The organism is Streptomyces liangshanensis, from assembly GCF_011694815.1.
GTDB lineage: Bacteria > Actinomycetota > Actinomycetes > Streptomycetales > Streptomycetaceae > Streptomyces > Streptomyces liangshanensis.
The window spans coordinates 7,064,621-7,078,637 of the sequence record NZ_CP050177.1; the positions used below are offsets into that span (position 1 = coordinate 7,064,621).

The following is a 14,017-nucleotide window of genomic DNA, read 5'->3' on the forward strand; positions in this document are numbered from 1 at the left end:
CGTTACGCGGGGCCGTTCTTCACCACGGAGAACGCGATGTCGCGGTGTGCCTCGTGCTCGAAGAGCCGCGCGGTGATCGCCGCCCGTACGTCGTCGTAGGTGTCGGACCCGAGAGGGAGGCGCACGGGCCCGGCGTCGGAGTCCACGAGGTCGATCATCGCCGTCACGATCTTCCGCGGATCGTTGGGGAAGGCGAAGCCGCCGCTCATGACCGCGCGCCGCGCCTCGCCCGCCGGGGTGTTCTCGTACGCCGGAAGGACGGGCGCGGTGGCGAGGGTGGCGCTGAAACCGGTCGGCGTCGCGCCGGGCTCGACGATCGTCACGGTGATGCCGAACGGTGCCACCTCCTCCGCCACGGTCTCGCAGAAGCCTTCGATGCCCCACTTCGAGGCCTGGTAGGCGCTGAAGTTCGGGTACGTGGTCTGGCCTCCGGCGGCCGAGATCTGGAGGATCCGTCCGTACCCCTGCTGGCGCAGCCGCGGCAGCGCGGCGCGGATGACGTGGATCGAGCCGAGCAGATTGGTGTCGATCACCTGGCGGATCTGCTCGTCGGTGGCCTCCTCGACGGAGGCGAAGACACCGTGGCCGGCGTTGTTGACGATCACGTCGACCGTGCCCAGCGCCTCGAAGGCGGCGGCCACGACCTCGCGTACCCGCTCGGCCTCGGTGACGTCGAGGCGGGCGACCCAGAGGCGGTCGCCGTGCTCGGCACGCAGATCGTCCAGCGCCTCGGGGCGACGCAGGGTCGCGGCCACGCGGTCGCCCCGGGCCAGCAGCTGTTCGGTGAGGAGGCGGCCGAAGCCGGAGGAGGTGCCGGTGATGAACCACGTGGTGGGCACGGTGTCCCCTTCGTCGGTGTTCGCGTCGACTCGACGTGACGAGGACGTCAGGACGTCGGGTCGAAGCGAACTCAAGCGCGCATGGTGGCGGGTAGGGCTGCGGGTGAGACCGCTCCGAGTATCAGCGAGGACCGCGTACGAACCGGCCCGGCCACACGCCCCTCGCCTCCGTACGGTCAGGAGGACCCCATTTCCCACCCACGCGGAGCAACGCGACCCCACCGCCGACCCCGACGACCTCCCGGGCCCCGGGCCCCCGCACGGGCGCCGGGTCAGCCCCCGTCCCCTTCCCCTTGGCCGTCCACAGGCCGGGGCGTGTGCGGACGGTCCAGGGTGGTGCCGTCGGGATGCGGCCCGAAGGCGGCCTCCAGGACGTCCGGGACGTCCTCTTCGGGGACCGTGGTGCGCACCTCCGCCAGAACCCGGGGAAAGTCGTCTTCGTCGATGACGCCCATGTGCTCCTGGCGGAGTCGGCGGATGATCTCGACGAGCTCCGGTTCCAGCCGCATCCAGGCACGGGAGGTACGGATCTCGTCCTCGACCCGGCGCATGAACCACCGCATGACGTCGTACGGGACGTCAGTGTGCCCCGCACGCGGGTCGAAGCACACCGTGGGGTCCCGTGCCGGATCCTCGTCGGGGACGATCGCGGTGACGAGAGTCCGTTGCCCGGCCACGAGATCCAGTTCCAGATACCAGGCGTCATCCGGCACGGAGTACATCGTGGTGATGGCGTAGTCGCCGTCGGGGTGTCGAAGTGCCATGCCGCATGCTGCCACGCCGGACCGAGAACGACAGCGCGGATTTCGCGCTGGCGCAGAAGCTCGGGTTCATGATCACGTGGTCGAAATCATCGACACGGCTCCCGGCGACCGGGCGCCTGCGGGCTTGCGCTGCGTCATACGGCGGCGGGATCGGGGAGGCGCAGCGCGGCGAGGGCCTGGGACACGGCGGTGGTGACGTTCGGGTCCTGGGCGGCCGGATCCCCGTTGACGCCGCGGGGGCTCAGCACGGGGATCGGGGCCGGGGTGGTGAGGGCGCCGGTGGCGCGGAGGATCGCCGTCAGGTGGTCCTCCGAGCTGTGGGCGCGGTAGCCGACGACCATGCCGGTGGCGGGCTTGCCGGAGAGAGGGGCGTTGCCGCGGGGGCGGGACAGCCAGTCGAGGGCGTTCTTGAGGGCGGCCGAGATGCTGGCGTTGTTGACCGGGCTCAGGACCAGCACACTGTCCGCGGCGGCGACCTGGGCCCGCAGGCCGGCCACGACGGGCAGGGCGGGGTCGGTGTCCAGGTCCTCGTTGAACAGGGGCAGTTGGTCCAGGCCGGTGGCCAGGGCCACCTCATGGCCGGGGTGGCCCTGGGCCAGGGCCGCGAGGGCGACCTGGGTGGTGACCGCCCCGATGCGCAGGCTCCCGGACAGGACCAGCGTGCGGTGACGAGCGGACGGGTGTGGCATGAAGCGAACTCCGGGGAGGGGAGGAGGGGTTATGTAGGGGAGGGGCGGGAGGCGGAGGGGTGGGTCAGTGGGCCGGGGCGCCGATGGCGTTCAGGATGTGCAGCGCGCGCGAGGGGAGGTCGATCGTGGCGGCGGCGATGTTCTGGACGAGGTGGGCGCGGGTGGAGGTCCCCGGGATCAGCAGGATCGTCGGAGAGCGGTGCAGCAGCCACGCGAGGGCGATCTGCCGCGCCGTGGCGCCGAGTTCGGCCGCGACCCGCTCCAACGGCGCGGCCTGAAGCGGCCGGAACCCGCCCAGCGGCCAGAACGGCACGTACGCGATGCCCAGTTCGGCGCACCGGTCCACCAGGGCGTCGTCCTGCCGGAAGGCGACGTTGTAGTAGTTCTGCACCGCGACCACGGGTGCGATGCCCCGGGCGGCCTCGACCTGCTCCGCGCTGACGTTGCTGACGCCCAGGTTGCGGATCAGGCCCTGGTCACGCAGCTCGGCGAGCACGGTGAACGGCTCGACGATGTCCCGCGCCGCGAGCGTGTCGGTCATCCGCAGGTTCACCAGGTCCAGCGCCTCCAGACCCAGGTGGTCCAGGTTGTCGTGGACGGCCTGGATCAGCTCCGGGCGCGACAGCGCGGCGGGCCAGCCCCGGTCGGCCGTGCGGCGCGCCCCCACCTTGGTGGCGATGTGCAGACCCTCGGGGTAGGGGTGCAGGGCCTCCCGTACCAGCCCGTTCACCAGATGCGGACCGTAGTAGTCACTGGTGTCCAGATGTGTGATCCCGGACCGCACCGCCGCGCGCAGGACTGCCAGGGCCTCGTCGCGGTCGCGCGGCGGCCCGTACGCCATCGGCCCGGCCAGCTGGAGGGTGCCGTACCCCACGCGCGTCACGGTCAAAGTCTCGGACAGACGCAGGGTGCCGCCTGGAAGTACGTCGCTCATCGCGAACTCCTTGCTGGGAACACATCGGAGGACGGACCGCGGCTGTCTGTTCCCGCCTGCGGCCGAGGCACGCCGGCCTCGGCCTCCACACTGCCGCCGCGATCAAGGAATCGACAGCCGATGACCACAAAGCCGTCCCGAACCTCCAGGGTGCCGGATCGGGCCGGCCCATTCCTCCGCCCCGGCGTACGTTCACGGCTGCATCGTGCAGCTCCGGCGCATCGTGCGGCGCCGGCGTGCCCGCCGCCGAGCGCCGCCCGGCTTCCGTCAGGCCGGGATCAGGCGGCCGTCGTGGAGCCGGGTGCCTCCCTGCTTGAGACGGTCCAGCACCGGGACGACGTCGACGTGGCGGACCGCGTCGAGAGCGCCGACCTTGGTGGTGACGTACGAGAAGAGGTCGTCCATCGTGCGGCAGGTGACCGTCACCAGGAGGTTGGCGGAGCCGGTGACGGCGGCGGCGAACGTGGTCTCGGGATGGGCGGAGAGGATCTCGCCGGTGGTGTTCAGCAGGCGGGGTTCGACGGTGAGCCACAGGTAGGCGGGGACGTGGAAGCCGAAGCGCGGGTACGCCAGGTCCACGGCGACGCGCAGGGACCCCGCCGCGAACAGCTCCTCCAGGCGGGTCGAGACCCGGGACTTGGACCAGCCGCAGGCGCGGGCCAGCTCGACCACCCCGGCGCGTCCGTCGCGGGCGAGTTCGGCCATCAGCGGGCCGTCCTGCTCGCGCGGCGCCCCCGCGTTCGCGGCCGCCTGGGCCGCCCCGTCGACGCCGCCGCGTACCCGCTGGTCGGGGGAGCGGAAAAGAGCTGCCTGCTCGTCGGTGAGAGGCTCGTCGAAGGCCAGCCACTTGGCATCGCCGCCGAGGTACATGTGCATGACCGCGCACGCGTTGAAGCCCAGCACCTTGGCGGTGCGCGGCAGGCGGTGCAGGACCGACCCGCCCTGGTGGCGGCGACCGGTGTGGGTCTGGCACACGATCTCGGAGCCGCCGGAGGTGATGCTGACGTACGCGGTGTCCTCACGGGCGGCCAGCGCGTCCGCGAGGGCGTCGGTGGCGTCGGGGCGGCACTGCACCCGGACGAACCAGGTCCGGTCGCCGAGCACCGCGTGGCTCGGCAGGACACGTACCCGCACGGCGCCGTCGGCGACGAGGGCGCGGTAGCGGCGGGCCACTGTCTGCTCGGAGACGTCGGCCACCTCGGCGATACGCCGGAAGGGAGCCCGCCCGTCGCGCAGGAGGCACTGAATGATCCGCCGGTCCAGTCGATCCATGGCGGAAGTATAGGTCTGTCCGGCCGATTCACCTGGAGCTTCGGTAGTGGTACGGCGCTTCGCTCGGCGGCCACCTCCTGGAGCGGGACCCGCGATCACCCCCCTACGCGGCCGGGTCTCCGTCCGGGACGACGCGGATGATCGTCCTGCCCGGCCTGGGGCGGCCCGGGGCGAAGGCCACGGGGGCCTCCGCCAGGGGGCGTACCTCGTTGACGGTCGGCTTGAGCCGTCCCTCCCGCACCCGGCGCGCGAGGTCGGCGAGTACGTGGCGGTCGGGTTCCACGACGAAGAAGACGGCGCGCCCGTTCTCGGGCCTCACCGTGGGGGGCGCGGCCGCCGTGACGAGGGTGCCGCCGGGGCGTACCAGCGCGGCGGAGCGGTCGAGGATCTCGCCGCCGATGACGTCGAACAGGACGTCGACCTCCTCGGTGTCCTCCAGCCGGTCCCTCTCCAGGTCCACGAAGACGTCCGCGCCGAGGCCGAGAGCGGTGGCCCGGTCGGCGGACCGGCCGGTGGCGATCACCCGCGCCCCCACCTCGCGGGCGAGCTGGACCGCGATCGACCCGACGCCACCGGCCGCCCCGTGGATAAGAACCGTCTGCCCCGTCGTCAGCCGCCCGTGGTCGAAGAGGCCCTGCCACGCCGTCAGCCCCGAGATGGGCAGCGCGGCCGCCACGGTGTGGTCGATGTCCGCGGGAAGCGGGGCCAGGTTGCGGGCCTCGACCGCCGTGTACTCGGCCAGCGAGCCGTCCCGGGTCCAGTCGGCCAGCCCGAAGACCCGCTGGCCGACGGTGAGGCCGGTGGTGCCGTACCCCAGCTCCGCGACCACCCCGGACAGCTCGTGCCCGGGCACACTCGGCGTCCGGTCGCGGCCGGCGCGGTCGGTCCACGTCGCGGGCCAGGAGAGTTCCCCGCGGGTGAAACCGGCCGCGTGCACCCGCACGACGACGTCGTTCTCGGCGGCATGGGGATACGGCAGTTCCGTCAGGGCCAGCCCACTGGCACCGGCGGCACGGTCGTGAACGGTGATGGCTTGCACGGGAACGAACCTCCGGCGGGCGAAGTGGCGCGGACCGAGGTCACCTTGCCCGCTCGGAGCCCCGGCGCACACGACCCGGCGCTGTCCCGCCCCTCCGCGCCGCCCATTCCATCCGTGTGGGCCACTCCGGGGAGGCAGGTGACGGGCCGTCACCTGCCCCTCGTGCCCGCCTTCCTCACGCGCCCGTCGCGAACGCCCCCCGGTAGGACGCGGCCGGGTGACGGTCGTTGAGGTGGTCGCCGGCGCCGAACAGCTTCGCGCGCAGGGTGCCCGGCGTGTAGGAGGTCCTGGCGAGGCCGCGGCGGCGCAGCTCGGGAAGGAGCTTGTCGATGACCTCCTGGTACGAACCGGGGATGTGCCAGTTGGTGACGTTGATGCCGTCGACCCCCGCCGCCTGCCACTCCTCCAGCACGTCGGCGACCCGCGCGGGCGAGCCGACCACCCGGTTGCGGCGGGTCAGGATCCTGGCCAGGTCCCCGACGACCGGGTTCTCCGCGGTGACCCCCATACGGGTCCAGTCCAGGACGGCCTGGCTCCCGGTCGTCCTGACCTCGGACAGCGGGGTGTCGAGCGGGTACGGCGTACCGTCCGGGCGGTTCCCGTAGTTCATCTGGATCAGGTAACCCCCCGGGCTGATGAAGCTTTCCAGGTGCGCCTCCTGCGCGCGGGCCTCCTCCTCGGTGTCGCCGATCACGAAGGTCAGCGCCTGGAAGAACTTGACGTCCTCGGCCCGCCGGCCCGCCTCGACGGCGAGCGCGCGGGTCTCCGCGATCACGGCCCGGGCGACCTCGGGCGTGGGCGCGGCGATGAACACGGCCTCCGCGTTCCGGGCGGCGAACGCCTTGCCCGGCCCCGAGGCCCCGGCCTGGAAGAGCACCGGCGTCCGCTGCGGTGACGGCGAGGGGAGGTGCGGCCCGAGGACGCGGTAGCGCTCACCCTCGTGGTGGATGCGGTGGACCTTCGCGGGGTCCGAGTAGATGCCCCGCTCCCGGTCCTTGAGGACCGCGCCCTCGTCCCACGATCCCTCCCACAGCTTGTAGACGACGTCGGCGTACTCGGCCGCCCACCGGTACCGCTCCTCTCGCTCCGGCAGGTGGTCGAGGCCGAAGTTGCGCGCGGTGTTCTCGACGGCGCTCGTGACGATGTTCCACGCGACACGGCCGCGGGAGATGTGGTCGAGCGTGGACACCTTGCGCGCGAAGTCGAAGGGGTGCGCCTGGACGATGGAGCTCGTGAAGGCGAGACCCAGGTGCTTCGTGCGCACGGCCAGCGCCGACAGGAGCACCGCCGGGTCGTTGCTGGGCAGGTGCAGCCCCTCCCGTACGTTCCCGCTGAAGTCGCCGTCCGCCGGGCCCTGCACGCCGACCTGGTCCGCGAAGAAGATGCCGTCGAACAGGCCCGCCTCCAGCCGCTCGGCCAGGTCGATCCACACGTCGACGTCGTTGAAGTCGGCCTGGCGCGCGACCGGTTGCCGCCACTGGCCGTGGTGGTAGTGGGAGGCGGTGTTCATGAGGAAGGCGTTGAAGAGAAGCTCGGTCACGGCACACTTCCGGGTCACTGAGGGGGTGTTGGGGTGGTGTGCGGCAGACGTTAACCCGCTCCTCGAACGACGCGGAACCCCGGTGGCCCGATTCACAGGATGGTGTCGGTGTGTTTCCGGCCCGTACGACCGTTGGCAGCGCCCGGCGACAGCGCCCCGGGGACCGGGACCGGTGACCGCGAGATTTCACACCGCCGACATACGCAGCCTGTGGGCCGGACACACGTCCCTGCCGGGTGCCTAAGCCCCGCGGGAGGCCAGTGCCTTGCGTGCGATGCTGGCGGCGTAGTGCGGGGTCTCCCGGTGGTTGTGGGCGTCCGAGGCCTCCTGGCGGGCCGCCGCGGCCTGGTCGAACGTGATGCCGTTCGCCTCGTAGAACTCCATTCCCTCCGTGGTCGGATGGGCGAGGATGCTGTTGCTCAGCCGGCAGGTCCCGTCGCCGTTGTCCGTGACGCGCAGCTCCCAGATGCCCTGTGAGGTCGTCCAGCCGTTCGGTGTGAGCGCGTCGGACAGTGACACCAGGCGCAGGTGGTGCTTCTCGAAGATGTCGTGCACGGCGTGCTGGATGGTGAGTGTGGTGCCGATCATCTCGACGTTCAGCGTCTCCCGTCGGCCGTCGTCGGTGAAGCCGTGCGCGCAGGCCTTGTGTTCGCCCGGCGCGCAGCGCTGGTACTCCTCGTCGGTCAGGTTTCCCAGCCAGTCGGCCAGGTCGACCCGGTCGAAGGGCGCGTCGACGGTGGCGTGGACCGTCGAGTCGGACAGGACAAGATCGGCCAGCACCTTGTTGTCGCTCATGTGAGGTTCTTCCTTCCCCGCGGCAGAGCGGAGTGGGTGGGTGGTTGATTCCCCCTCACCTGCGACGGTAGCGCCTTCCCGAGGGCAGCGACCTATCATCCCTCGTGCTGGCGATCATCATCAATCATCGTTGGACGTGATGTGCCGCCACGCGCGACAGTGGACCGGCCAGCTTGATCCATCTGTCACCACGAGGAGGCGGGCATGTCCCTCCCGCTGCGCACCGCGAAGCAGCCACTGCTGGACCCGTACGACCTGGGCGGCGGCCTGACGCTCCGCAACCGGGTGGTCATGGCGCCGATGACCCGGGCCCGGGCGCAGAACCAGGAACTGGCCCCGACGGAGCTGCACGGCGAGTACTACCGGCAGCGCGCCGGCGCGGGGCTGATCGTGTCGGAAGGCACCTGGATCAGCACCGGGGCGATCGGCGCGGTGCACGTACCCGGCATGTACAGCCTCGAACAGGCCCGGGCCTGGGGCGAGGTGACCGAGGCCGTCCACGCCGAGGGCGGAGCGATCTTCGCGCAGCTCGCCCACACCGGGGCGGCCTCGCACCCGGACTTCCACCAGGGCCGCCTGCCGGTGGCCCCGTCCGCGGTCAACCCGGGCGGCAAGGTGTTCACACCGAACGGGCTCACCGACGTCGTCACACCCCGCGCGCTGAGCGCGGAGCAGATCGCGGACGTCGTGGAGCAGTACCGGGCGGCGGCGGCCAACGCGAAGCTGGCCGGGTTCGACGGGGTGGAGGTGCACGCCCAACGCGGTTACCTGATCGCCCAGTTCCTGAACCCCGCGCTCAACCTCCGTACGGACGAGTACGGCGGCACCGCCGAGGGCCGCGCGCGGTTCCTGTTCGAGGTGCTCGACGCGGTGATCGGTGTCTGGGGGCCCCACCGGGTGGGCGTCAAGTTCGCCCCGCACCAGGTGCTCGGCGACGCGACGGAGGCGTCGCCCGAGGTCCTGGCCGTACACGAGCACGTGGCCGCGGGCCTCAACGACCACCCGCTGGCCTACCTGCACCTGATGATGACCCGCAAGCCCAACGTCCAGGTGACCGCGGAGCAGCGACTCGAATCGCTGGGACTGTTCCGGCCGTTGTACCGGGGGACGCTCATCGCGAACGCCGGCCTCGACCGGGAATCGGGCAACGCCGTCATCGGCGAAGGCCTCGCCGACCTGGTCTCCTTCGCGTCGCTGTTCATCAGCAACCCCGACCTGCCGCGGCGTTTCGAGCACCACCTGCCGCTCGCCGACGCCGATCGCGCGACCTTCTACCAGGGCGGGGCCGGGGGGTACACCGACTACCCGCCCGCGCCGGAAGTGCCGCAGGCGGCCGTGACCGCGTGACCGCGTGACCGCGTGACCCCGCGACCCCGCGACCCCGCGACCGACCCGGTCCACCGGTCGACCCGATCCACCCGCCGCACCCCACCTCACGGAGAGATCTCATGAACGCATCGCTTGACGGCAAGATCGCCGTTGTCACCGGAGGTTCCTCCGGGATAGGCCGCGCCATCGCCGCCGAGTTCGTCGCGGAAGGCGCCCGCGTCTACCTCACCGGGCGCAGGAAGGCCGAACTGGACGCCGCCGTCGCGGAGATCGGGCCCGGCGCCTTCGGGATACGTACCGACGCGGCCGACCTGTCGGAGATCGAGGCGCTCTTCCGTACCGTCAAGGAGCGCGAGGGCAGACTCGACGTCCTGGTCGCCAACGCCGGAGGCGGCGGTGGCGCCCCGCTCGGGACGATCACGGAGGAGCAGTACGGCTCCACGTTCGACACCAACGTCAAGGGCCTTCTCTTCACCGTCCAGGAGGCCGTCCCGCTGATGGGCGGCGACGCCTCGGTGATCCTCATCGGATCGAGCACCACGGTGAAGGTCGACGCGCCGGGCTTCAGCGTCTACGCGGCGAGCAAGGCGGCCGTGCGGAGCTTCGCCCGCAGTTGGGCGATCGACCTGCGCGGACGCGGCATCCGGGTGAACGTATTGACTCCCGGACCGACCAGGACCCCGGGTCTTCTCGGCCTGGCGCAGGAAGGCCGGGAGGAGGAGTTCCTCGGCTCCTTCGCGGCGAGGATCCCGCTGGGCCGGGTCGGTGAGCCCCAGGAGATCGCCACGGCGGCGGTGTTCCTCGCGTCGAAGGCGTCGAGCTTCGTCAACGGCGCCGAGTTGTTCGCCGACGGCGGCCACGCGCAGGTCTGACGGCCGGACAGGGACGGCCCGAGGGAGAGGGACGACGTGCGGGACAGGGACGAGGCAGGACACACGAGATGACCACCGCAGTGACCGCACCGCGCAAGACCCTGCTGCTGGCCCTGTGCTGCGTCAGCGTCCTGCTCATCGGCATCGACATGACCGGGGTGAACGTGGCCCTGCCCACGATCGGCGCCCGCTTCCACGCCGGCACCAGCGGCCTGGCCTGGGTGGTCGACGCCTACACCGTCACCCTGGCGGCCTTCCTCCTCTTCGCCTCCTCGACAGCGGACCGGCTGGGCCGCCGTCGGATCTTCGTCGCCGGCCTGACCGTGTTCGTCGTCGGCTCCGCCCTCTGCGCCGTGGCGCCGACCCTGGGCTGGCTGATCGTCTTCCGCGTCGTGCAGGCTCTCGGCGCGGCCGCGCTGAACCCGGTCGCCATGGCGATCATCGGCACCGTCCACACCGAGCCCGCCGAGCGCGCCCGCGCGCTCGGCGTCTGGGGCGGCGTGATCGGCCTCTCCCTGGCGCTGGGGCCGATCGTCGGCGGCGCACTCGTGGACTCCCCGCTGGGCTGGCGCTGGATCTTCCTCATCAACGTGCCCATCGGGATCGCCGCCCTCCTCCTGACCCGGCGGGTGGTCCCCGAATCGCGCTCGCCGTTCCCCCGCCGCTTCGACCCGCTCGGCCAGATCTTCGTCACCGCGGGCCTCGCGGCACTCACCCTCGGCATCATCGAGGGGCCCGTACTCGGCTGGCTCTCCGCACCCATCACGGCCGCGTTCGCCGTCGCGGCCGCCTGCCTGGCCGGGCTCCTCCTCCACGAGCCGCGCCGCTTCGACCCCCTCATCGAGCTGGGCTTCTTCCGCAGCTTCCCGTTCGCCGCCTCGAACCTGATGGCCGTGCTCTCCTTCGCGGCCCTCGGATCCTTCCTCTTCCTCAACAGCCTCTACCTCCAGGGGGAACGCGGGTACTCCGCCCTCACCGCCGGACTCCTCGTCCTGCCGCTCGCGGCGGTCAGCGTCGTCCTCGGCCCGGTCGGCGGACGCGTCCTGGCCGTACGAGGGCCCCGCATCCCCCTGGCCGTCGCCGGGACCGGCATCGGCGCCACCGGCGTCATGCTGTCCTTCGCCGGCACCAGCACCCCGGTGTGGTGGCTGCTGCTCGCCTACACCGTGATGGGGATCGGCAACGCGGCGGTCGGCGCCCCGATCTCCCAGGCCGCCGTGGCCGGCATGCCGCGCGAGCGCATCGGCGTCGCCACCGGCATCAGCTCCACCAGCAGACAGATCGGCGCGACGCTCGGGGTCGCCGTCGCGGGCGCGGTCCTCGGCGCCGGGGGTGCCAGGGGCGGCGGTGGGAGTGGGGGCGTCGGGTGGTGGCTCAACGCCGGGTACGGTACGGCGATCCTCGTCCTCGGACTCCTCTCGACCACGGCCCGGGCGCGCGCGTCGGCCCACGCCGTAACCGGCCCTCCGCCCGTACCGCCGCCGGGAGACACGGCCCCTCCCGCCGGACCGGGCACCAGGAGGCCGAGAGTCGGCAACGGCCGGAGCGACGGACAATGAACTTATGATGCGTTTCGAGCTTCTCGGTCCCGTACGGGCCTGGTGCGAGGACGAGGAGGTGGCCCTCGGCACCCCGCAGCAGCGCGCGGTGCTGGCCCTCCTCCTCCTGCACGAGGGGCACCTGGTCGAGACCGACACGGCGCTCGACGTCCTGTGGGGGGAGCGGGCGCCCCGCGGAGGGCGGGGGACCGTCCGTACGTACGTCTACCGGCTGCGCCCGCTCCTCGGCGGCGCCGCGGCGATCGAGTCCGCGAGCAACGGCTACGTCCTGCGCCTGCGCGACGCGACCCTCGACGTGACCGGATTCCTGCGGCTGACGGAGCAGGGGTACGAGGCGGGCCGCCACGGCGATCCCGGCGGCGCGGCCCGCTCCCTGCGGCAGGCCCTCGGCGCGTGGCGGGGGCAGGCGCTCGCCGGGATACGCGGGGTCTTCTTCGAGTCGGAACGCGACCGGCTGGAGGAGCTGCGCCTCACCGCGCTGGAGGAGCTGCACGCCGCCGAACTCCAGCTCGGCGAGAGGCCCGGCCTGACGGCCGAACTCCGCGCCGCCGTCGCGGCGCACCCGCTGCGCGAGCGCCTGCACGAGCAGCTGATGCTGTCCCTCTACCGCTCGGGCCGCCGCGCCGACGCCCTGGCCGTGTACCGCGAGGCCCGGCGGACCCTGCGCGAGGAGCTGGGCGTCGACCCCGGCGCGGGCCTCGCCCGTCTGCACACCCGCATCCTGCACACCGACCCGGCGCTGGACATCCCACAGCTCCCGTCCGCCGCGCCCCCGCCTGCGGCGTCCACATCCTCCTCGCCCAACTCGTCCGCGCCCCGGGCTTCCACCTCCCCGCCTCCCGCGCCCCCGTCTTCCGCACCCTGGCCGGTCCCGTCCGAACTGCCCCCGGACCTCCGTGCGTTCACCGGCCGCGCGGCCGAGATCGCGGAGCTGACCGCGGCCCTGGACGACCCCTCCGGGACACCGGTGGCCGGCGTCACGGGCCTCGGCGGTACGGGCATGACGACGCTCGCCGTCCGGGTCGGGCATCTCGTGAGCGACCGCTTCCCCGACGGCCGGCTCCACGCCGACCTCGGAGCGGACGGCGCCCCCGCCGACCCGGTCGAGGTGCTCGGCCGGTTCCTGCGCGCGGTCGGCGTCGACCGGCCGGCGGCCACCCTCGGCGGACGGGCGGCCCAGTGGCGTACCGCCGTCGCGGGCCGCAGGCTGCTGGTCGTCCTCGACAACGCCGACAGCGCCGAGCAGGTCCGCCCGCTCCTGCCGGCCTCGCCGGGATGCGCCGTCCTGCTGACGGCCCGGCGGCGCATCGTCGACCTGCCGGGCGTCCACTGGCACCGGCTCGGGGTGCTGCCGCCGGACGACGCGCTGGAACTGCTGGCCACGATCTCCGGGCGCCGGAGGGTGTACGCGGAGCGCGAGGCGGCCGAGCGGCTGGTCGCCGCGTGCTCGTACCACCCGCTGTCCGTAGGCGTGGCGGCGGCCCGGCTCGCCGCCCGGCCGTCCTGGACGATCGACGAGATCCTCGCCCAGCTGGAGGACGACCTGCGACAACCGGTGGTCATGCACGAGGACTGCGCGATCGTCGACCGGCCCTTCCGGGACGCCCAGGAGCGCATGGACACCCGCCAGCGGGCGGCCTTCCACCTCGCGGCCGTCCCCGACTGCCGCCGGCTCACCCCTGAGGCCGCCGCGGCCCTGCTCGACCTGCCCGTCGACCGGGCGAAAGCGCTGATGGAGGCGCTGGTCGACCTGCACGTGGTGGAGACGGGCCCCGGCGGCTACCGGTACCTCGGCCTCGTCAAGGCCTACGCCCGGCGCCAGGCCCCGGCCGGCCCGGGCCGGGAGCGGGCGCTGCGGCGGCTGCTGCGCCACTACCTGGCGGACGGCCTGGTCGGCGGCTCCGCGGACCCCGCCGACGTACGGGCGGTACGCGACCAGGTCGCCGCTCTCACGCAGGCGGCGCCCGCGCCCGTACCGGAGCGCGCCGCCCGCCGCCGCCACACGCACCGCCGCGGCGAACCGCAGGAACAGACCGCCGGCGCCCCATCCCCCCGCCCCCTGTCAGGCCCACGCCCGGACAAATCAAGCCCGTCCGGCATTTGAGGACATCGCGGAGCCGCGCTTACCCACCGGACCAGGGCAAAACCGGCCGGTCCGCCGCCCGAGGACACCGGTGAGCCGCGCTCAGGCACCGGGCCTGGGCAAAACCAACCCGTTCGGCGCCCGAGGACATCGTTGAGCCGCGCTTACCCACCGGGCCTGGGCAAAACCGGCCCCGTTCGGCGCCCGTGGACATCGTTGAGCCGCGCTCAGGCACCGGGCCTGGGCAAAACCGGCCCCGTTCGGCGCCCGAGGACACCGGTGAGCCGCGCTTACCCACCGGG

At 72.7% G+C, this 14,017-nt stretch carries 12 protein-coding genes; 4 read left to right on the forward strand and 8 right to left on the reverse strand.

Annotation, left to right across the window (positions count from 1 at the left end):
• Window positions 1-2: 2 nt before the first annotated feature.
• From HA039_RS30685 to HA039_RS30720, 8 genes are all read right to left on the reverse strand, one after another.
• A complete protein-coding gene (locus HA039_RS30685; RefSeq protein WP_243869852.1) occupies window positions 3-914 on the reverse strand; it encodes an SDR family oxidoreductase in 912 nt (303 codons plus the stop codon).
• Between the two features lie 197 nt (window positions 915-1,111).
• On the reverse strand, window positions 1,112-1,603 hold the full coding sequence (locus HA039_RS30690) for a hypothetical protein (protein WP_167034835.1): 492 nt from the start codon (window positions 1,601-1,603) through the stop codon (window positions 1,112-1,114).
• Between the two features lie 134 nt (window positions 1,604-1,737).
• A complete protein-coding gene (locus HA039_RS30695; RefSeq protein ID WP_167034837.1) occupies window positions 1,738-2,292 on the reverse strand; it encodes an NADPH-dependent FMN reductase in 555 nt (184 codons plus the stop codon).
• Between the two features lie 64 nt (window positions 2,293-2,356).
• Window positions 2,357-3,226, reverse strand: a complete 870-nt coding sequence (locus tag HA039_RS30700) for an oxidoreductase (RefSeq protein WP_167034839.1) — start codon at window positions 3,224-3,226, stop codon at window positions 2,357-2,359.
• Between the two features lie 267 nt (window positions 3,227-3,493).
• Complete coding sequence (locus HA039_RS30705) at window positions 3,494-4,498, reverse strand: Lrp/AsnC family transcriptional regulator (RefSeq protein WP_167034841.1); 1,005 nt, start codon at window positions 4,496-4,498, stop codon at window positions 3,494-3,496.
• Between the two features lie 103 nt (window positions 4,499-4,601).
• Window positions 4,602-5,537 (reverse strand): NADP-dependent oxidoreductase, encoded by a 936-nt coding sequence (locus HA039_RS30710; protein WP_167034843.1) that lies wholly within the window; start codon window positions 5,535-5,537, stop codon window positions 4,602-4,604.
• Between the two features lie 175 nt (window positions 5,538-5,712).
• The gene (locus HA039_RS30715; protein WP_208298740.1) at window positions 5,713-7,077 is read right to left on the reverse strand and encodes an LLM class flavin-dependent oxidoreductase; all 1,365 of its coding nucleotides are present in this window, start codon (window positions 7,075-7,077) and stop codon (window positions 5,713-5,715) included.
• Window positions 7,078-7,317: 240 nt separating this feature from the next.
• On the reverse strand, window positions 7,318-7,872 hold the full coding sequence (locus HA039_RS30720; RefSeq protein ID WP_167034845.1) for a hypothetical protein: 555 nt from the start codon (window positions 7,870-7,872) through the stop codon (window positions 7,318-7,320).
• 204 nt (window positions 7,873-8,076) lie between these two features.
• Between HA039_RS30720 and HA039_RS30725 the strand changes: the two genes are divergently transcribed.
• From HA039_RS30725 to HA039_RS30740, 4 genes are all read left to right on the forward strand, one after another.
• The gene (locus HA039_RS30725) at window positions 8,077-9,219 is read left to right on the forward strand and encodes an alkene reductase (RefSeq protein ID WP_167034847.1); all 1,143 of its coding nucleotides are present in this window, start codon (window positions 8,077-8,079) and stop codon (window positions 9,217-9,219) included.
• A 101-nt stretch (window positions 9,220-9,320) separates the two neighbouring features.
• Window positions 9,321-10,073, forward strand: a complete 753-nt coding sequence (locus HA039_RS30730) for an SDR family NAD(P)-dependent oxidoreductase (protein WP_167034849.1) — start codon at window positions 9,321-9,323, stop codon at window positions 10,071-10,073.
• A gap of 68 nt (window positions 10,074-10,141) precedes the next feature.
• Complete coding sequence (locus HA039_RS30735) at window positions 10,142-11,632, forward strand: MFS transporter (RefSeq protein ID WP_167034851.1); 1,491 nt, start codon at window positions 10,142-10,144, stop codon at window positions 11,630-11,632.
• A gap of 4 nt (window positions 11,633-11,636) precedes the next feature.
• A complete protein-coding gene (locus tag HA039_RS30740) occupies window positions 11,637-13,736 on the forward strand; it encodes an AfsR/SARP family transcriptional regulator (RefSeq protein ID WP_167034853.1) in 2,100 nt (699 codons plus the stop codon).
• Window positions 13,737-14,017: the final 281 nt, after the last annotated feature.

What these genes read in the sequence shown, in the direction of transcription:
- HA039_RS30690 (WP_167034835.1), bottom strand. Translation starts at nt 1,603, where the DNA reads ATGGCACTTCGACACCCCGACGGCGACTACGCCATCACCACGATGTAC.
- HA039_RS30740 (WP_167034853.1), top strand. Translation starts at nt 11,637, where the DNA reads ATGATGCGTTTCGAGCTTCTCGGTCCCGTACGGGCCTGGTGCGAGGAC.
- HA039_RS30730 (WP_167034849.1), top strand. Translation starts at nt 9,321, where the DNA reads ATGAACGCATCGCTTGACGGCAAGATCGCCGTTGTCACCGGAGGTTCC.
- HA039_RS30695 (WP_167034837.1), bottom strand. Translation starts at nt 2,292, where the DNA reads ATGCCACACCCGTCCGCTCGTCACCGCACGCTGGTCCTGTCCGGGAGC.
- HA039_RS30735 (WP_167034851.1), top strand. Translation starts at nt 10,142, where the DNA reads ATGACCACCGCAGTGACCGCACCGCGCAAGACCCTGCTGCTGGCCCTG.
- HA039_RS30700 (WP_167034839.1), bottom strand. Translation starts at nt 3,226, where the DNA reads ATGAGCGACGTACTTCCAGGCGGCACCCTGCGTCTGTCCGAGACTTTG.
- HA039_RS30725 (WP_167034847.1), top strand. Translation starts at nt 8,077, where the DNA reads ATGTCCCTCCCGCTGCGCACCGCGAAGCAGCCACTGCTGGACCCGTAC.
- HA039_RS30720 (WP_167034845.1), bottom strand. Translation starts at nt 7,872, where the DNA reads ATGAGCGACAACAAGGTGCTGGCCGATCTTGTCCTGTCCGACTCGACG.
- HA039_RS30705 (WP_167034841.1), bottom strand. Translation starts at nt 4,498, where the DNA reads ATGGATCGACTGGACCGGCGGATCATTCAGTGCCTCCTGCGCGACGGG.